Annotated in this window: 21 protein-coding genes; 11 read left to right on the top strand and 10 right to left on the bottom strand. The window is 39.8% G+C overall.

The window, feature by feature from the left end; genetic code table 11:
• Nucleotides 1-286: 286 nt before the first annotated feature.
• Nucleotides 287-1,225, bottom strand: coding sequence for a DNA-binding transcriptional regulator DsdC (gene dsdC, locus ACGF63_RS00370; RefSeq protein ID WP_036849099.1), 939 nt, complete (start codon nt 1,223-1,225; stop codon nt 287-289).
• A 242-nt stretch (nt 1,226-1,467) separates the two neighbouring features.
• Between dsdC and dsdX the strand changes: the two genes are divergently transcribed.
• Nucleotides 1,468-2,805: a D-serine transporter DsdX gene (gene dsdX / locus ACGF63_RS00365; RefSeq protein ID WP_036839698.1), complete on the top strand. Its 1,338-nt coding sequence runs from the start codon at nt 1,468-1,470 to the stop codon at nt 2,803-2,805.
• 292 nt (nt 2,806-3,097) lie between these two features.
• Entirely contained in the window at nt 3,098-4,429 is a 1,332-nt protein-coding gene (locus ACGF63_RS00360) for a D-serine ammonia-lyase (RefSeq protein ID WP_152962227.1), read from the top strand.
• A 336-nt stretch (nt 4,430-4,765) separates the two neighbouring features.
• On the opposite strand, the gene ACGF63_RS00355 is transcribed toward ACGF63_RS00360, so the two are convergent.
• On the bottom strand, nt 4,766-6,487 hold the full coding sequence (locus tag ACGF63_RS00355; protein WP_152962226.1) for a phospholipase: 1,722 nt from the start codon (nt 6,485-6,487) through the stop codon (nt 4,766-4,768).
• A 417-nt stretch (nt 6,488-6,904) separates the two neighbouring features.
• Between ACGF63_RS00355 and ACGF63_RS00350 the strand changes: the two genes are divergently transcribed.
• From ACGF63_RS00350 to ACGF63_RS00340, 3 genes are all read left to right on the top strand, one after another.
• Nucleotides 6,905-7,960: an alkene reductase gene (locus tag ACGF63_RS00350; protein WP_387628097.1), complete on the top strand. Its 1,056-nt coding sequence runs from the start codon at nt 6,905-6,907 to the stop codon at nt 7,958-7,960.
• A 180-nt stretch (nt 7,961-8,140) separates the two neighbouring features.
• Nucleotides 8,141-8,536 carry a nuclear transport factor 2 family protein gene (locus ACGF63_RS00345; RefSeq protein WP_023046522.1) on the top strand — a complete coding sequence of 132 codons (396 nt, stop codon included), beginning with the start codon at nt 8,141-8,143 and terminating at the stop codon, nt 8,534-8,536.
• Between the two features lie 203 nt (nt 8,537-8,739).
• Entirely contained in the window at nt 8,740-9,207 is a 468-nt protein-coding gene (locus tag ACGF63_RS00340) for an Rrf2 family transcriptional regulator (protein WP_162524093.1), read from the top strand.
• 60 nt (nt 9,208-9,267) lie between these two features.
• On the opposite strand, the gene ACGF63_RS00335 is transcribed toward ACGF63_RS00340, so the two are convergent.
• A complete protein-coding gene (locus ACGF63_RS00335) occupies nt 9,268-10,308 on the bottom strand; it encodes a LacI family DNA-binding transcriptional regulator (RefSeq protein ID WP_152962224.1) in 1,041 nt (346 codons plus the stop codon).
• A gap of 249 nt (nt 10,309-10,557) precedes the next feature.
• On the opposite strand from ACGF63_RS00335, the gene ACGF63_RS00330 reads away from it, so the two are divergent.
• From ACGF63_RS00330 to ACGF63_RS00320, 3 genes are read left to right on the top strand one after another with little or no spacing between them, the layout of a single operon-like run.
• Nucleotides 10,558-11,001 carry a PTS sugar transporter subunit IIA gene (locus ACGF63_RS00330; RefSeq protein WP_036849113.1) on the top strand — a complete coding sequence of 148 codons (444 nt, stop codon included), beginning with the start codon at nt 10,558-10,560 and terminating at the stop codon, nt 10,999-11,001.
• Between the two features lie 30 nt (nt 11,002-11,031).
• Entirely contained in the window at nt 11,032-11,319 is a 288-nt protein-coding gene (locus ACGF63_RS00325; protein WP_036849115.1) for a PTS sugar transporter subunit IIB, read from the top strand.
• A gap of 12 nt (nt 11,320-11,331) precedes the next feature.
• A complete protein-coding gene (locus ACGF63_RS00320; RefSeq protein ID WP_152962223.1) occupies nt 11,332-12,588 on the top strand; it encodes a PTS ascorbate transporter subunit IIC in 1,257 nt (418 codons plus the stop codon).
• 322 nt (nt 12,589-12,910) lie between these two features.
• On the opposite strand, the gene ACGF63_RS00315 is transcribed toward ACGF63_RS00320, so the two are convergent.
• From ACGF63_RS00315 to ACGF63_RS00300, 4 genes are read right to left on the bottom strand one after another with little or no spacing between them, the layout of a single operon-like run.
• On the bottom strand, nt 12,911-13,606 hold the full coding sequence (locus tag ACGF63_RS00315; protein ID WP_387628091.1) for a helix-turn-helix transcriptional regulator: 696 nt from the start codon (nt 13,604-13,606) through the stop codon (nt 12,911-12,913).
• Nucleotides 13,607-13,660: 54 nt separating this feature from the next.
• The gene (locus tag ACGF63_RS00310) at nt 13,661-14,404 is read right to left on the bottom strand and encodes a helix-turn-helix transcriptional regulator (protein ID WP_387628088.1); all 744 of its coding nucleotides are present in this window, start codon (nt 14,402-14,404) and stop codon (nt 13,661-13,663) included.
• Nucleotides 14,358-15,044 (bottom strand): helix-turn-helix transcriptional regulator, encoded by a 687-nt coding sequence (locus ACGF63_RS00305; protein WP_152962220.1) that lies wholly within the window; start codon nt 15,042-15,044, stop codon nt 14,358-14,360. Before ACGF63_RS00305 ends, ACGF63_RS00310 begins: the two co-directional genes overlap by 47 nt.
• A gap of 30 nt (nt 15,045-15,074) precedes the next feature.
• Nucleotides 15,075-15,764 carry a PAS domain-containing protein gene (locus ACGF63_RS00300; RefSeq protein WP_152962219.1) on the bottom strand — a complete coding sequence of 230 codons (690 nt, stop codon included), beginning with the start codon at nt 15,762-15,764 and terminating at the stop codon, nt 15,075-15,077.
• A 534-nt stretch (nt 15,765-16,298) separates the two neighbouring features.
• Here ACGF63_RS00300 and ACGF63_RS00295 point away from each other — a divergent pair.
• The 3 genes from ACGF63_RS00295 to ACGF63_RS00285 all read left to right on the top strand — a co-directional run bounded on the left by ACGF63_RS00295 (nt 16,299) and on the right by ACGF63_RS00285 (nt 17,514).
• On the top strand, nt 16,299-16,490 hold the full coding sequence (locus tag ACGF63_RS00295) for a hypothetical protein (RefSeq protein ID WP_036849127.1): 192 nt from the start codon (nt 16,299-16,301) through the stop codon (nt 16,488-16,490).
• 209 nt (nt 16,491-16,699) lie between these two features.
• Nucleotides 16,700-16,894, top strand: a complete 195-nt coding sequence (locus ACGF63_RS00290) for a hypothetical protein (RefSeq protein WP_036849129.1) — start codon at nt 16,700-16,702, stop codon at nt 16,892-16,894.
• A complete protein-coding gene (locus tag ACGF63_RS00285; protein ID WP_036849131.1) occupies nt 16,894-17,514 on the top strand; it encodes a tyrosine-type DNA invertase in 621 nt (206 codons plus the stop codon). Before ACGF63_RS00290 ends, ACGF63_RS00285 begins: the two co-directional genes overlap by 1 nt.
• A 99-nt stretch (nt 17,515-17,613) precedes the next feature.
• Here ACGF63_RS00285 and ACGF63_RS00280 read toward each other — a convergent pair whose 3' ends face one another.
• Genes ACGF63_RS00280 through ACGF63_RS00270 form a run of 3 tightly spaced genes read right to left on the bottom strand, consistent with a single transcriptional unit; the run spans nt 17,614 to nt 18,274 of the window.
• A complete protein-coding gene (locus tag ACGF63_RS00280; RefSeq protein ID WP_152962218.1) occupies nt 17,614-17,760 on the bottom strand; it encodes a hypothetical protein in 147 nt (48 codons plus the stop codon).
• Nucleotides 17,761-17,777: 17 nt separating this feature from the next.
• Complete coding sequence (locus ACGF63_RS00275) at nt 17,778-17,921, bottom strand: hypothetical protein (RefSeq protein ID WP_331251330.1); 144 nt, start codon at nt 17,919-17,921, stop codon at nt 17,778-17,780.
• Between the two features lie 29 nt (nt 17,922-17,950).
• Complete coding sequence (locus ACGF63_RS00270; RefSeq protein WP_331251329.1) at nt 17,951-18,274, bottom strand: hypothetical protein; 324 nt, start codon at nt 18,272-18,274, stop codon at nt 17,951-17,953.
• Between the last annotated feature and the right edge of the window lie 256 nt (nt 18,275-18,530).

The following is an 18,530-nucleotide window of genomic DNA, read 5'->3' as shown; positions in this document are numbered from 1 at the left end:
TAAAGATTTATAATTATCTTATATGGAATCATTATATAAAACTAATCTCACTGAGGTATTTATGTATAAATATATCTGTTTCATTTGATCTGTGACCTTAAGCTTACCTTGGTAAGGATGGACTTTGCAGAAGAGGGAGTTCAGCCTTGTTGGTCATATTTTACTGGAATCAATAAATGATGGGTTCAAAGGCACGGTAGAATGCCTTGTTAAATTCTATGGCGATGAGTAATCGCCACTGAAAACAGAACAGATTTGATGTATCTATTAACGGCTGACTGTATTTTTATCCATTTATGGTTGATTTCAACCATTGAATAAATGCATTGACTTTCTCATTCTGTTGTTGGGGTAGGGTACAGGTATAGTAATACTGTTTACATAGCACTTCGGTGTTGGGGAAGGGCGCGACTAATTCGTTGTTTTCAATTTTTTCCCAAATCATATTTTTTCTTCCCATTGCAACACCTGCGTGGTGCATTGCAGCGACGGAAGCTAAGTCAGAGCGATCGAAAACTATACACTTTTGTGATGGGTCCAGTGTAATATCAAAGTGTTCTGTCCAGGTGTCCCACTCTTTGGTGTCAGAATCGTAGCTCCATGCTTGTTTATCATGCAATAGTGTACAATATTGCAGATTATCGATATTTCCCATCAGGTTATGTTTTTCTGCATATTGTGGACTACAGACCGGGGTAATGTATTCACTCATCAGATATTGATGTGATAGCTCATTGGACATAATATCATCAAAGTAAATCGCAAGATCGATACCATAACCGCGGAAATTCACATTTTCGTTACCGACCAGAATATTCAGATTAATGGACGGATATAGTTGATTAAAAGCAGCCAATTTGGGAACTAACCAGCATTGAGTAAAAGTAGGGCGGGAGTAAATAGTCAGATTACCTGATAACTCCTGATTTTTTATTTCCAGAATTTCCTGATTCAAATGCTCCAGAGTCGATTTAATTGTCCAAAATAAACGCTTTCCTTCACAAGTTAATTCAATCTTTCTGTGAAAACGTTGGAAAAGTTTGAACCCCAGTTCTTGTTCCAGTGAACTGATTCGATGGCTGACTGCACTGGCACTGATAGCTAGCTCATCAGCAGCCAGAGCAAAAGAACAGTGACGGGCCGCTATCTCAAATGTATGCAGTTTTGATAACTGGTTTCCATTGAGTAGCTTATTTACAACCATGAAATTATCATCTGTGTACATATGTATAATGTTTCTGTTTCATCGACGACGAGATAATGCAACCGTATCATTAAGGCGGCATGTTTCAGATAGTTTTAGTGATTCAAATCTCAAATAAAGTAAAAAATTTGATCTGCATCACTTAATTGGCTCAATCTGGCTCATGCATGACTATGTATTAATCATTTGTCAAAAATTGAATATTCATATTCAATAGTGAAAATGCATGTAACAAGCAGAGGCTAACTGTGGGGAATGATTAAGTGGATTCACAACCTTGGGTGATAGGTACGTTACTCACAAGTATTGTGTTAATTGTATTTACGATAATTAAATTAAAAATTCACCCTTTTTTGGCGCTGTTGTTGGCAAGTTTTTATGTCGGTGCATTGATGGGAATGAACCCTGTTGAGATGGTGAGTGCCATTGAAGGGGGAATTGGTGGTACGCTGGGTTTTTTGGCTGCGGTGATTGGTCTGGGGACCATTCTTGGTAAGATGATGGAGATATCCGGCGCAGCAGAGCGCATTGGTATCACATTGCAAAAATGCCGATGGCTTTCACCAGATATCATTATGGTACTGATTGGCCTGGTTTGTGGTATTACGCTGTTTGTTGAAGTGGGGGTAGTATTGTTAATCCCACTGGCGTTTTCTATTGCCAGGAAAACCAACACATCACTGTTGAAATTAGCGATCCCATTATGCACAACATTGATGGCGGTTCACTGTATTGTTCCTCCACACCCGGCCGCATTATTCGTGACGAATAAACTGGGTGCGGATATTGGTTCAGTCATTGTTTATGGGCTGGTAGTTGCTCTGTTTGCTGCTTTAATTAGCGGCCCATTATTCCAGAAATTTCTCGGTAGCCGCCTGCCTTTTAAATCGGTTCCGGCTGAATTTTCTGAAATTAAAGTTCACAAGGAAGAAGATTTACCCTCTTTAGGCATGACATTATTTACTGTGTTATTGCCAATTGGGTTAATGCTGATTAAAACCGCTGCCGAATTAAATATGGAAAAAGGCACCACGTTTTATACGATGTTGGAATTTATCGGCAACCCTATTACAGCCATGTTTATTGCCGCGTTTGTTGCCTATTATACTTTGGGCATCAGGCAAAATATGGGCATGAGTACACTGTTGACGAAGACGGAAGATTGTTTCGCCTCTATCGCTAATATCTTATTGATTATCGGCGCAGGCGGAGCATTCAATAGCATTCTGAAAGCAAGTGGGCTTAGTGATACGCTGGCCGTTGTTTTATCGGGCCTGGATATGCATCCAATTCTTTTATCTTGGTTGGTTGCTATTATTTTGCATGCAGCGGTTGGTTCAGCAACTGTAGCAATGATGGGTGCAACAGCGATTGTTTCACCAATATTGCCGTTATATCCGGATATCAGCCCTGAAATTATTGCGTTAGCTATTGGTTCCGGAGCTATCGGCTGTACTATTGTAACTGATTCGCTGTTTTGGTTGGTTAAGCAGTATTGTGGCGCAACGCTCAGTGAAACTTTTAAATACTATACAACCGCAACATTTATTGCATCTATTGTTGCGTTGGCTGGGACATTTCTTCTTTCTACCATTGTGTAATCAGAGGGAATAATAGCTCAGTCTTGAAAAATAAGAATAAGAAGTGCGGATGTGTCAGTACCAGGGAAGCCTATAAAATAGGCAGATTTATAGCTAAAATAATAAAAAATAAACAGTAACCGTAGTAATCAAAATAAGGGGAAGATAAAAAATAGATAAACTGTGATGTGCTGATGTTTTGTAGAAAATCGTAGTAAACATAACATATTGAATATAATAATTTTAATAATTAAAAAAGTAAGAGTTGTTTTTTTATATACCAGGGAAACACCAATCTTGGGTTAACACATAAATGAAAAGTACTGAGATTCAACAATTACTAAATGAGTATCCGTTAGTAAAAAATTTAATGGAATTGGAGGAAATCTTCTGGTTTAACCCTTGTAACACCACTTTTAAAGAGGGATTGCCTTTCGTGGGTTTGGATGCTGATGACGTCGGGAATGCTGAAGCACGCCTGAATCGTTTTGCACCTTATTTATGTAAAGCTTTCCCAGAAACAGAAGCCACACATGGCTTTATTGAATCAGAGATAGTCGCTATTCCTGCGATGCAGAAAACACTGGAGCAACATTATGGTGTGGATATCGCAGGAAAAGTTTTACTCAAAAAAGATAGCCACTTGCCTATTTCTGGCTCGATTAAAGCCCGTGGTGGAATTTATGAAGTATTGACTCACGCGGAAAAATTAGCATTACAAGCTGGTTTGCTTTCTGAAGACGATGATTACAGCAAACTGTTTTCAGAAGAGTTCAGGCAGTTCTTTAATCAATACAGTATTGCTGTAGGCTCCACCGGTAATTTGGGGTTATCCATAGGTATTATCAGTGCGAAGCTGGGTTTTAATGTCAGTGTGCACATGTCTGCCGATGCCCGTGAATGGAAGAAGCAAAAGCTACGTTCACATGGGGTTAATGTCGTGGAATATAAACAAGATTATGGGGTGGCCGTGGCCCAGGGCCGTAAAGAAGCGGAATCTAACCCCAACTGTTTCTTTATCGACGATGAAAACTCCCAAACGTTGTTTTTGGGGTATTCTGTCGCGGGTGCACGGGTAAAAGCACAGCTTGAGCAAATGAATATGGTAGTTGATGAAGATCATCCGTTATTCGTTTATCTGCCATGCGGTGTTGGTGGTGGTCCTGGCGGTGTCGCGTTCGGATTGAAGCTGGCTTTTGGTGATCATGTGCACTGCATTTTCGCTGAGCCCACCCATTCCCCCTGTATGTTGTTGGGTGTATATACCGGTCTGCACGACAGTATTTGTGTACAGGATATTGGCATTGACAATATTACTGCTGCTGATGGTCTTGCGGTAGGAAGGGCTTCCGGCTTTGTTGGGCGCGCTATGGAACGCTTGCTGGATGGTTTTTATACCGTTCATGATCAGGAAATGTATAACTTGTTGGGTTTACTTAATCGTGATGAGGGTATCCGGTTGGAGCCTTCGGCGTTAGTGGGGATGGCTGGTCCTGCGCGTGTTAGCGAAAACCTTGATTACCTGAATAGTAAAAACCTTTCGGTGGACAAGATGAAACAGGCTACACATCTGGTCTGGGCAACCGGCGGCGGTATGGTGCCTGATGATGAAATGACAAAATACCTAGATGTAGCTAAAATCTAATCGTAAGTAATTAAAAGTACCCGATTTGTATTATGAGTGTGATTCGTTGGTGAATCTGTTCAAAATCGGGTCTTTTTATCTGTATTAGTCATGACCTGCAATCAACGGCGGTTTTCAATCCACATTAAGTGATTTTCATCGGGCTTCAAACCCAAATTATTTGAAAATGGCATCTTTCACAGGGGCAATCCGGTCGATGTCTTGCCGTATTCTAGGCTATTGCTGAAAAACGCTTTGATTTGGTTTCCCACTCTGAAAAGTCATCTCCTTAATGTTTTTTCAGTTATATTCCCGCCCGCATTTGGCGGGAATATATCAATACACTTGTTACTTACATCAAGTATTTTTGTGATTAAATGCATGTGTTCTTGAATATTTCCACAGTGGTTCCCAGTAGGATTCTATGAAAGCTTTCACCGCATCTTCTCCCTCAATAAGATAGTTGAATTCCGAAAGATAACCCGGATAGAGATTATCAGAACCAACCACGTAAAGTTCATCATCAATTATTGTCACTTTTGCATGATTCCCAGGAGCGGGGGGAACTTTGGGATATACCGGACCACTTGCTTTAATTAAGGATCGGAATGGGCGTCCTATAGCACCTATCTGTGGAGGTCTTTCAGAAAGAGAGGGTTCTTTTAGCGTAGCAGTATAAGAATTTTCATCTGGGGTTGGCCATTTGTATGTAGTACCTTCAATCAAAAGATCTTCAGGGACTTTGTCTGTAAAGAAAAAAGGGGCAACCTCTATTCTTTTCAGTGCGGCTTGCCTGATTCCATCTGGATCTTCGAGCTTCCTATCTGTATGTTCATCATGTGTCAAATAGTATTTAAATATTTCAAACGTTCTTTTGGCTCCAGAACCAAAAGAATATTGATCACCAGCAGCACCTGCTGCTGCATCAAGTGGCGATACAACAATTTGAACTTCCAGCTCGGGGTTGGAAAGTAATGCTTCGATCAACCATCGGCACACATGATGGTCTCGCCATTGTTTTTTCCATGCACTGACAAGATCTTGTTGGGACATGCGAATTTTTTTCTTTGCATTCTTTATTATAAACTCTTTCATTATTTCAGAGCCTTTTTTATAATCCGTTCGCATATCAGGCCCAGACCAATATTTACCTACGGATAATATCCTGCTGGCTTTCTTATATTCTGGGTCCTTAGGTGGGTTTTTTAGGCATTCTTCTTTTTTTCTGTCTATATATTCAGTAATGTACTCTTTTTTTAATGGATCTTCCGGCTTTCCCACAATACCATTTGCATTAATCCACCTATTCTTATCTATATCAAAGAATTCTTTGGTTAAGAGGTCTGTATTAGCCTCCCACATGTTATTTAAAAATAATTGTGAGCTTAATGATGCCGTTCCTATAACTTTAACTGAGACATCATGAACTGGAGGGTAATTTCTAAAAAGATCCATATTTAAATTATGGCCCCCGACAAATGACTCAATTCCATCAACGGCGATAATTTTTGTATGATTCCATGTCATTCTGGTATCAGCTTCTGGGATCATTTCCTCTGGCAGCAGCTTCTTATCTAATGATATTTTAAGCCCGTCTACTATCCTGTAAAACCTACCAATCCATATTTCAGGTATACACTCCCAATTATCTCTCCTTTCCTGAATTAATTTGATAATATCATTCTTCAATGCCAGATATTCAGGGGTACCTTCAAAATATGAATTCACACCGTTTAACAAAGATGTTGGTGTTTGAGCGAATAAGAACCTTATCTGAGTTCTGTCCTTCCTGTTGATTTTTTTTGTAAATGCGCTATCAATAGCTGATAGGATAACTTTCCTCCACTCTGCATCTGGGGCATTCAAGGAGGAAATATCACAGCGATAACGCATGTTTTCCAGAATGCTGACAATAGCATCTTCAAATTCCTCTGCTCTTTTAACAGCCTGTGGCATTATCTCCTTTCCAAAAGGAAGCCCCCATATTTTGGGAGTATCAAATATTTTTACATAGTTAATTCCACTTGTTTTATTAAAGTAACCGTCCAGTTTTTTTTGTAAATCATCTAATAAATTCATATAGGTATCCTCCTCGCAACAGTTTTCTTACATATCAATCAACAGCCGGTCAGCATCAGGCGAGCCATTTGTAATCATAACCAATTTTTGAGGGGAGAGGGCTAAAAAAGATAAAACTAAGCTTCACTGTGCCCTTTCTAATGGCGTTAACGAAGAGCTTGCATGGATCGTTTAGAAAGAATGATGCTGGTGAACAGCATATGTCCTGACATCGAATGTCAGATCCCTCTTGTTTAATGTAACTGTGTAAGTTACATTAATTCATATCAGGCGGATCCCCCCGTTGCTAAGGGTTTGAGAATGAATACATTCCCTGACCGATGTTGTTTGTTGGTGGTATTACCTGGTTATGTACCTATTGATGATTTGCAACGAAGTGCATTTATTTAGTCCATAGTCCATATGAGAGAAAAAAATATGCCTACACTTTTTGACCCAATTCGCATTGGTGATCTCGACTTGCCGAACCGTATCATTATGGCTCCTCTGACGCGTAGCCGTGCAGTGGGAGAAGGACGTATCCCCAATGCTCTGATGGCGGAATACTATGTTCAGCGCGTATCTGCTGGTTTGATTATTAGTGAAGCGACTTCAGTAACGCCACAGGGCGTGGGTTACGCTGATACTCCTGGCATTTGGTCAGACGAACAAGTTGCCGGGTGGCGGTTGGTTACGGATGCGGTACATGCTGCCGGTGGGCGTATTTTCATGCAGCTTTGGCATGTGGGGAGGGTATCGGATCCCGCTTTCCTTAATGGGGAGCGACCCGTGGCTCCAAGCGCGATTGCAGTTGATGGTCATGTCAGCTTATTACGCCCAAAACGTCCTTTTGTGGTTCCACGGGCTCTGGAATCGGATGAAATTCCCGGCATTGTCGAGATGTTCAGACGTGGAGCGAAAAATGCGAAAGTGGCAGGATTTGATGGCGTGGAAGTACATGGTGCCAATGGCTATTTGTTCGATCAATTCTTGCAAGATAATGCTAATTTTCGTACGGATCAGTACGGTGGTTCAGTAGAAAACCGGGCACGGTTGTTGCTGGAAGTGACAGATGCTTGCATTTCAGTCTGGGGAGCATCTCGTGTTGGTGTACATTTGTCACCACGTGGTGGTCATTACTCCATGGCGGATTCTAATCCTATGATGACTTTCGAATACGTCGCGCGTGAACTGGGTAAACGTGGAATTGCTTTCATTTTCTCGCGTGATCCTGTTGTTGACGGTAATTTGGGTAAGATGATAAAAGAAACTTTTGGGTCAACTTATATTGCCAATGAGGAACTGACAAAAGAGAGTGCCGCGCAAGCGCTTGCTGACGGCAGGGCTGATGCAGTGGCTTTCGGTCACTTGTTCATCTCTAACCCAGACTTACCTCACCGGCTTTTAATTGAAGCGCCATTTAACGACCAACAACCGGAAACCTTTATGGCTCCTGGGCCTGTAGGCTATATCGATTATCCTGTGCTTACCTAGGTAAGGGGATATCTTACCCACAATGGATAGCCTAAGATGAAAGATGTTCGGGTTATTTTCCAGGGATGTAAATTAAAAGTTCTATAGAATTTTTACTGAACATCCCAGAATATCAGGTCGGCTCGTTTTACCAGAGTCGATCCTATTATCAACGCGAGGTAATTTGAAGGAGAAGTATCAATGTCAGATTCATTAAATATATCTATTGTTCGTCGTTTTTACGATTCTATGGGTGATGTCGATATTCTTCGCCAGATCATGGGGAATGACGTTGTTTGGGATATTACCGAAGGTTCCCGATATAGTGGGGTTTATGAAGGAATTGAAGATATATTGAACAATTTTTTTGTGCCACTTTTTAACGATACTGATGAATTCGTTGCAGATAGCTCTGAATATTTCGAGTCAGGTGATCATGTCATTGTGTTGGGTAATTACTTGGGACGAATAAAGAAAGGCAAACGATTTATTTCTCGTTTCGTTCACATATGGACAGTACGGGATGGCCTGTTAATTAAATTACAGCAGGTTGCCGATACTCTTCAGATTGAACGCGCCCATGCAGATCGTATCTAACCTGATATATCAAGCTCGTCACACTAGCTAAACCAGATAATGATATGTGGTAACAGATCAGGAGGAGCAGGAATGTTAATCAGACAGATTGACATCCTGAATTTCACTATTTACTATGCGGCGAAATGAGTGACATATCATATAACTTTTTTCTTATTTTCTGCTATTCTCAATGACATCCTTAAGATATACAGGGTTTTCCAGTGCCGACATCTACCCGTTTTGCCGTGGCTATTCATATTCTCACTGATATTGCGCTTCATCACGGTCAAGCTGTACGTTCCGAAGATATCGCAAAAAGTGTGAATACTAACCCGACTGTCGTTCGCCGGCTTTTGGGTGCCCTTGCCGAGGCCGGGTTGACCTATTCGCAAATGGGTCAGGGTGGGGGAGCGTTACTGGCCCGGCCACCGGAGCAGGTCTCATTGCTGGATGTTTATCGTACAGTTGAAGATCCATTATATTTCACGTTGCACCGTTCCAAACCCAATCCCAAATGTTATATCGGACACAATATCACTCCGGTTTTGGAAGATGAGTTCTCGCGTATTACCTGTGTATTGGAAGCTGCCCTGGCTGAAACGACAATTGCTGACATAGTCAATCGGGTTGAAGACTGCGCGGGTTTTCCTTTTAAGCCACATGATCTAAATTGTCAGCAGACTAAATAATTAGCGCTTTTATAGGCTTTTGTGGCAGTTTGTGACATTTTACTGGGATTTTCAACTCCGTTAAGTACTTTGTCTTGGCTCAAACTTATACGAAAACAGGTGATATTGATTATTTTGATATTCTGGCTCATCTTCACCCTGTTTATTAAGCAGTTTTACCAGCCATTTTCCTGTGTCCTTTCCTATTTTGGGGTAGTCAATGCGGATTGATGTCAGTGTTGGTTGTGTGTGATCGCAGTTATCAGAGCCTTCCAGGCAGGCAACAGCCAGATCAGCCGGTATTTTAAGCAGACGACGTTGACATTCAAACATGACGCCTAAGGCAATCACTTCATGGCTGCAAATCACGCCTTCCAATTCCGGTTGACGTAATAACATTTCAGCGATTGCCTGACAACCAAATTGCATACTGGCAGCATCCGGTGTAGTGATATTTTGGTCTGCGTTCTGATAGTGATGTAACATGGCTTTATTCCAGCCATTAATTTGCTGATTTTGCAAACGATTATCCATTTGGGCGCCAATATAACCAATATGCTTCCGGCCTTTACTCAGCATATGTTCAGTCAGGGTATAAGCTGCTGCGGAAAAATCCGTTTCTATATTGATTGTTGTTTGTTGTTGATGAGATCCCGCGACATTGATAATCGGGATATTGATATGAGAAATGTTGTTATAGATTTTATCTGCCAGTTGAGAACCGAAGATAACCAATGCGGCTGCGTTGCTTTGCAGCAATGTCATGATAATTTCGGCTTCCTTATTGCGGTTATATTCATGACATCCGAGTAAAACCTGAAAGGAATGTTTATTCAGCACTTGTTGCAGGGACTGTATAAATGTGGCGCTGGCTCTATCTGTCAAAGACGGAACAAGAACCGCGATAATATTGCTTTGGCCGGAGGCAAGTACGCCGGCAGCGCCATTGGGGATATATCCCAACTCCTGTATGGCGTGTTCAATTTTTTCCCGTAATTTATCCGATACCATGTCTGGTGTTCTCAATGTGCGAGAGACCGTCATTGAACCGACACCGGCATACTTAGCAACATCTTGTAATGTTACTCGCCCTGTATTACGGCGTTTTCGTGTCTTTTCCATCAATATTTTTCTATTTTTTTCATTAACGGCTATGAATTTGACGGTAGGATTCTACCTTATCTCAGGCAAGTCGTGGGAAAAAAACCATGATGTGTTTTTCGTATTCAGGTAAATCGATTAGATAACAATGATAGCGCTATCACAATAATGAATTACGATGATAGATAGCGCTACCATTTGTGATTAATATCTCTGGAGAGAGGACAGGGATTATAGAAGACGGAACACAATTTCAACCAGGAGAAACTGATGCTAAAAACTTTACTTACCCGTAATGTGATCCAAGTGATCCCTGACGCTAAAGATTGGCGCGAAGCTATTGCTATTGCTTGCCAGCCTCTGGTGGCAAACCATTCAATCTCACTCCGTTATATTGATGCTATTTACTGCTCTCATGAGGCCATTGGGCCCTATTACGTTGTCGGGCCGGGAATTGCTATGCCACATGCCAGACCTGAGGAGGGGGTCAACAAATTGTCTTTAGCATTAACCGTTATTAGCAACGGTGTTGAATTTGGTTCTGAAGAAAATGATCCGGTCAAGCTATTGATTGTCTTAGCAGCGACTGACAGCAATAGCCATATCGAAGTGATTTCTCAACTTGCTGCACTGTTTGATAATCAACAAGATACGGCGCTGCTGATAGGCGCTAAAAGTAAAGAAGAGATTCTTTTCGTTATTAACAAATACTAATTTGTTATTTTTTTGTTATGGGAAAACAGTATGAAAATCACAGTCGTTTGCGGAAATGGGTTAGGTACCAGCCTGATAATGGAAATGAGCATTAAAAATATCCTGAAAGAGATGGGGATAGATGCTGGCGTTGATCATGTTGATCTGGGTTCAGCAAAAGCAACTCAAAGTGATATTTTTGTTGGTACTAAAGATATTGCAGAACAACTGGTTGCTCAGGCAGTCGATGGCAAAATTGTTGCACTGGACAATATGGTGGATAAAGCCGCAATGAAAGCGCGTCTGTCCGTGGCGTTAGCCGAACTTGGTGCGTTGTAACCGGAGGCTGTCATGGAATTCTTCCATTTTCTGATGAGTGATGTCCTGTCAGAGCCTGCGATTTTAGTGGGATTTATCGCGCTTATTGGTCTGGTCGTGCAAAAAAAGCCGGTGACTGAATGTATCAAGGGCACCATAAAAACCATTATGGGTTTTGTAATCTTGGGGGCCGGGGCTGGATTAATCGTCTCTTCATTGGGGGACTTTGCGGCAATTTTCCAACATGCTTTTGGTATTCAGGGAGTAGTACCAAACAACGAAGCGATTGTTTCCATTGCGCAGAAAAGTTTTGGTAAAGAAATGGCAATGATTATGTTCTTTGCTATGGTGATCAATATATTGATTGCCCGTTTTACCCCGTGGAAATTCATCTTCCTGACAGGGCATCATACGCTGTTTATGTCCATGATGGTCGCGGTCATTCTGGCAACTGCGGGGATAAACGGCACTATGCTGGTGGTTATTGGTTCGGTGGTTGTTGGGGTTGCTATGGTTTTCTTCCCGGCGATTGCCCATCCATATATGAAAAAAGTGACCGGTTCTGACGACGTTGCCATTGGGCATTTTTCCACGCTCTCCTATGTTTTGTCCGGTTTTATTGGCAGCAAATTGGGTAACAAAGAACACTCAACGGAAGAGATGAATGTACCGAAAAGCTTGCTGTTTCTGCGTGATACACCGGTTGCCATCTCTTTCACGATGGCAATTATTTTCATGATCACTTGTTTGTTTGCCGGTGGTGATTTCGTCAGAGGAGTCAGTGGTGGAAAAAATGGGTTTATGTTTTCGTTAATGCAATCCATTACCTTTGCCGCAGGTGTATATATCATACTGCAAGGTGTGAGAATGGTGATTGCAGAAATCGTCCCTGCGTTTAAAGGAATTTCTGACAAATTAGTTCCGAATGCTAAACCTGCTTTGGATTGTCCGGTTGTATTCCCTTACGCGCCTAATGCGGTATTAGTGGGTTTCCTGAGTAGTTTTATTGCCGGTATCATCGGTATGTTTATATTATATGCATTGGGTATGACGGTAATTATTCCCGGTGTCGTGCCACATTTCTTCGTTGGCGCTGCGGCTGGGGTATTCGGTAATGCGACAGGTGGTCGCAGAGGCGCTATTCTCGGTGCTTTTGCTCAGGGCTTGCTGATAACTTTTCTGCCTGTATTCCTGTTACCTGTTCTGGGGGATATTGGTATTGCTAACACGACATTCAGTGACGCTGACTTTGGTGCATTGGGCATTCTGTTAGGCATTATTGTTCGTTGATTGGAATATCTGGAGTTTGAAACAGGGTTATAAATACCCTGTCTCGATCTCTTTTACCAAAATATTAATGCAAACCATTCGACCATAATAAGCTTCAATCAGTGCTCATGCTGGTCTCGTGGTTTCTTAATTTTCTAAAAGTCTTTAACAAAAGAAACGAGTGAATAAATATTCAGAAAAATGATAATTTAGCCTCGTATTAAGCCCTTTATTTTTATTTATCAAATTGTTTTCCATATATCAGCTTAGGGGGGAGTTTAATCGAAAAGTAGATTAATTAAACAGGTCAGAGAGAAATACGTAATAATGAAATCGTGATTATTTATAGCAAAATGTGGCCTATAGACTGAAGGTATTTTGGGGGGATATAAAGATCATAACCATTCTCTTTGCAAAATGTTCTTAATTCAATAGCTGAGTTAACTGATAGTTTCTCATAGATACTTTCGAAATATTTTTCCACAGTGCGATATGAAATTTTCATTTCTTCAGAAATATATTTATTGCTGACGCCACGGCAGAATAAAAAAATTATTACCCATTCTTTCTCTTTTAAGATAGCATTTGGTGGCTGAAATATAATCGATATAGGAATATCATTCTCCATATAATGAGACACGGTAAAGTTATGTATTTCTCTGGCGTGAGCAATTACGCCAATACACTGATTATTTTCATCCATTAATGGGTATTTATTACAAAAATAGGATGTAAATTGTTCGTTTTTGTTTAGAGCATAAGAGGTAAGAGATGATATTCGCTGCATATACTGTAAGACCTTACGATCATGTTTCTCAAAAAGGTGAGTAAATTTATTAACTGGTGTTAGTAATTCTTTATCGGTATATCCAATAACATTAAAGTTTTCAGGTAACTTATTGACTTTAATAAACATTGCATTTGCATAAATAAAGCGGAATTCCTTATCTTTTACAAACCACGGTTCTGAGCTTTTATCCCACATATTAGTTAGCTGAGGAGTAATAAAAGGGACTTTTTTACATCCTGATTGACTCATATTTGACCTTTATAACATTATTACCTTATAAAAATTTGAGTAAATAGACGACATTTATAAGTAAGACAATAAAAATCTTTTTGGTGCATAGAGATCAAAGCTATTTAGTCGGCAATATTCCTCCAATTGTGAATCTGAACTAATGTTCAACTTATTGTAAATCTTTCTTATGTATACATCTATGGTTTTATCAGCAATATTAAGTAATTGGCTGATTTTTTTCCTGCTGTATTTTTGCAGAAAAAGGAAGACTACCTCCCATTCTCGCTCAGTAAGGAGGTGAGTCGGTGATTGAAATATAATAGAATTGGGTAGTTTGCTATGGAATAGCCGAGTGAGTGAGTTATCCTGAATTTTCCAGGCATGGAACAGGATGCCGATACATTTTTTTTCATCATCATAGAGTGGAAACTTTTCCTGGAAATAAGATGATAAAACTTTATCTCGTCCAAATACATGCGTTTCTAACGATAAAACACTCTCTTCATTTGCTATTACTTTTAAATCATGTTTAATAAAGTCTTCAGAAAATTCATTGCCTTTCCAGGGAATGTCGCTATCATATTTACCTTCATAATCATAAGTGGTATTGATATTTTGAAGTTTAATTAATGCATCATTACCATAGAGAAAACAGGAGGATTTATCTTTTACTCCCCACGGTTCGTTGCTGGTTTCCAGGGTGTTTATTATTTGTGACGAAATAGTCGAATTTTTTATAGTCATATTTATTGTTATATAATATCCTGATTTAGGAAAACATGATGCTCTCTTGTTGCAAAAATCTTTCTGGTACATAGAGATGAAAACCATTAAGTCGACAATATTCTTCCAGTTGTCGGTCGGAATTAACTCCAATTTTGCAATAAATCCTTGATATATGAATTTCAAGGGTATGATAGGATATATTCAGTATTTTCCCGATTTGTTTACGGGGGGATTTTTGTAGAATCAAGAAAATAATATCACACTCATGTTGAGTAAAAATTTCAGATGGCGCTTGGAACATAATGGATTCGGGTAATTTTCCATAAAACAGATGTGTTAGAGAAAAATCTTTTACTTTACCTGCATGAAATAGAGTTCCGATACAATTTCCTGAGTCATTATAGAAAGGGTATAATTCAAATAAGTATGAACAAAGAATTTGATTTTTACCAAAAGGATGGGTTTCCAGTGAATATGTTTTTTGCTCCAGTTCTTCTGCTTTACGATCATGTGATTGAAAGTCTGCTTCAAATTCTGCTGTTGGGGCAGGAAGCTCTCTATCATATTTTCCTTCAATATTATAATTATGAGGTAGATTAAGGAGATCACAATAGGCTTTATTGGCATATATAAAACATGATTTTTTATCTCTGATACCCCATGGATCGTTGCTTGTCTCCATCGTATTGATTATTTGTTGGGGAATAACTATTTTATTGATATTTTTCATTATTAAGTCCTATTTATATATTTAATAAATTTATAATTCTCTGCTTCCGAGAGATATAAATCTCTCAGGAACATAAAGATCAAATTTATTCTCTTTACAGAAGTTTTTTAATTCTATCTGTTGTGATAGATTAAATTTTTGGTAAATTGATTGAATGCAGTTAACAATATGTTCTGTACTCAGCATTAATTCTTCACTGATGCTTTCTTCATCCAATGAGCGAAGAACGAGAAAAAGAACTTCCCATTCAATTTGTGTCAATAAATCATTAGGTGGCGTGAATTCCAGTTCTGCCGGAGGGGTTTTTTCATAATAATAAGAAATAGAGAAATTTTGAGTTTTGTACATATGAAAAGTGATACCGATACAACGGCCATGATCATCACAAAGTGGATATTTGTCACAAATATAGGTTTGCTTAGTTTTATTTTCTCCAAATGGATGAGTTTCCATTGAAGTTACTTTTTGCATAGTTTGAATAACTTTTTGATCCTGACGGTAATATTCTTCTTCATATTCTGCAATAGGCGAGGGTAATTCATCTGTGGAAAGCCCGGTAATATCAAAATCTTCAGGCAAGTCGAGTAGTTGGTAAAAGGCAGGGTTGGCATAGATAAATTTTGACTGGCAATCTTTAGCCCCCCAAGGTTCATTACTTTTTTCCCACATGTAAATTAATTGCGGGGTGATATTGTTTGGTTTGTTTCTTATATTTGACATGGCAACTCCTTAATTATCATTTAAGTAATTGTCTGAAGAGTTTTTTAATGATTCTACTTAAAATAACCTGATCATATAATATATTGCAACAGTTAATTCGTCAAAAAATAATATTTTTTATTTTTACCTATATGTGTTAATTAAATAATTTATTATTTGATGTATAAATATCTCTATATGGGAAATATAACTTCTGGTACGATTTTGCATTGGAATTATTTAAATGTTTTTATGTGAATTTAATCTAATACTTAACATCCCTTGTCTATTTTCCTATTTTTCTTATTTGTCGAGATCATATTCCTTGTCATGAATATTATTTGAGACAGATTAAGCATAGCATCACAGGAAGATGAAATGATATCTATCCCATTGTTTTAAATAATAAATAATTGAAAAGGCAACATGTGACTTTTAAACGTATAAGTACCCTCGAAAATCATATTTTTGCGCAAATAATTAGCTGAAAAGGGTAATAATGAGTCATAATGTCTGGGTTTTTGAAGATACCACTAAGTAGTAAAGGGCATTATTATGGCGACATGGATAAAATTGGGCGGTGATTTTGAAAAATCGAACGTCGTATCTGGCTGTTGTACAGCATTGTTTTGTGCAAAGGAACCTATGCTAATGTTACCAGCCCAGCCAGTCATTTTGTTGCCTGCTGGATTTCTCCGGCAGAAGAATAGAGAGATGGAACGTTTATCGACAGCCGGCAAGTATTAGCACATCAACATCCTTCCTTGTGATTTGAACCAAAAATCAATCTGGCTGACAGGTCCTTTTGTTAAAATGGTTGTTGGGCCTATCACAGTGATTTTTGTTGATATTTTCAGTCAACATGACTCATTTGATGAGGGATGATTAATTGAATCACTATTTTTCTTTTTATTGTGTGATGGTAAGAATAGAGGAGGGTTACCGGAGAGCAGACATTGAAAACCTATCTATTACACAGCTTGAACATGGATCAGGCACAGCAAAAGCAATTTCGTTCAGTCATCTGCCGCTATTTTGGTGCAGATTTAGTTACTATGGGGGATTTAGGGTTGGTTCAGGGTCTTAATCAGTTACAGATAACGCAGTGTGTTCAATGCGTTAAAGCAAAGAATATTTGGGATAGACCATAATGGGTCAACGAAAACATCTGACGCAACACGAAGTGGAAAGTATGCTGGAAGTGGCAAAAGAGAGCTCTAATCGGGAGCGCGACTATTGCCTGGTATATATGAGTTTTGTTCATGGCTTACGTGTTAGCGAAGCTAGGCATCTACGATTATCCGATCTGGATTTGGACGATGGAAGTTTGTACATCCGGCGTTTAAAAGGCGGATTTTGTACCAATCATCCTCTCTTAGGTTATGAGATTCGGGCGATCAAGGCGTGGCTCAAAGTGCGTAAAACCTTTCAGGGTGCAGATAGTGATTGGTTATTTTTGTCACGTTACGGGAAGCCGTTGACCCGTCAGCGCATTTATCAAATTATTAGCCAGCTAGGGCAACGGGCTAATATTTCTATAGGTTCGCATCCGCACATGTTGCGGCATGCCTGCGGTTTTGCTCTAGCAGATAGGGGAGTGGATACCCGGTTGATACAAGATTATCTTGGACACAGCAACATTCGCCACACAGTGCGGTATACCGCCAGTAATGCAGAGCGTTTTCACGGTGTTTGGAGTGTAAAAAGGAACCGACATCGGGAATTACACTTCGATTATGTCCCAAGGGCTTCTGCTTGTTCAGTTGAATAAGCAATTCTGATGTATGCGCCTGTTAAGGCGCATACATAAAAACGATATTAATGAATATTGCCGACAATACAGGTAAGTATGTTTTCATATTTATCATGGTCAGTTTTCCTCAATTCCTACCGCGTTATCCGTATAGCGTAATAAGGCCAACGGACCTTGTTTATCCTGTTGAGTGCAAATTAGTGCTTGCTTCAACTGATGATCCATCTGTAAAAATAATGCATCGCGCTGCCGAATATCCGCCACAATATCGGTCCTTTCATTTAGTGTTTTTCAAATAATTGTTCTTGATCCCGGAAAAAATGGTATTTCTCCGGCGCAACCAGTTCGGCAAGCTGTTTTGGCTCCGGGTCCGGGAAATGATAGGGAGGTGGAAGATTGTTAGGATCATGCCAATGCTTAATCACCGGCAACCTATCGCTGATCTGCCCGATAGTTACATAGCGATATTGATGGCCTTCGGCTTCACCATCGACGCTGCTTCACCGCGTATTTCCCGCAACGGGCGCTGTTCCATTTCATCCGCCAACGATTGGGCGTGGATATACAAGGTCACCGGATAAGCTGACAGGTCTTCTTCCCTGAGCACCCCGAAACCATCGGTTACCCCCTGACGCACATAACCTGGGGTTCCGCGATTGATCAGGCGATAAGGCTGGTTGACCAGCGGCTTATCCTGTTCATCCACCAACTGAAATTCTACCCAGTGTCTCAAATACTTCTTACAATCTAAACCCAGAAGCGGATCTAATATACCCATGGGTTTAACCTCCTTCTTTTAACATTATATAGGCACGCAGACCAAACATCAGTCATTGAAAATCCCACAAGATTTCTCCTGTTTGATCGTCAATCACCTTCATCAAAAATAACATAATAAAAATCCCATTGCTGTCGACAAGAAAGAGTGCTTATGTCGGGTGTAATGGTTATTTGACGACAGGAATACAAAAATGCATTCCAAATCGATTAATCCCTTTGAATAAGGGGAACAGGGGCTGAGATTTCCATCATAT

This window comes from Photorhabdus sp. RM322S, from assembly GCF_042879395.1.
GTDB lineage: Bacteria > Pseudomonadota > Gammaproteobacteria > Enterobacterales > Enterobacteriaceae > Photorhabdus > Photorhabdus khanii.
This window is presented reverse-complemented; position numbering and strand designations above follow the sequence as displayed.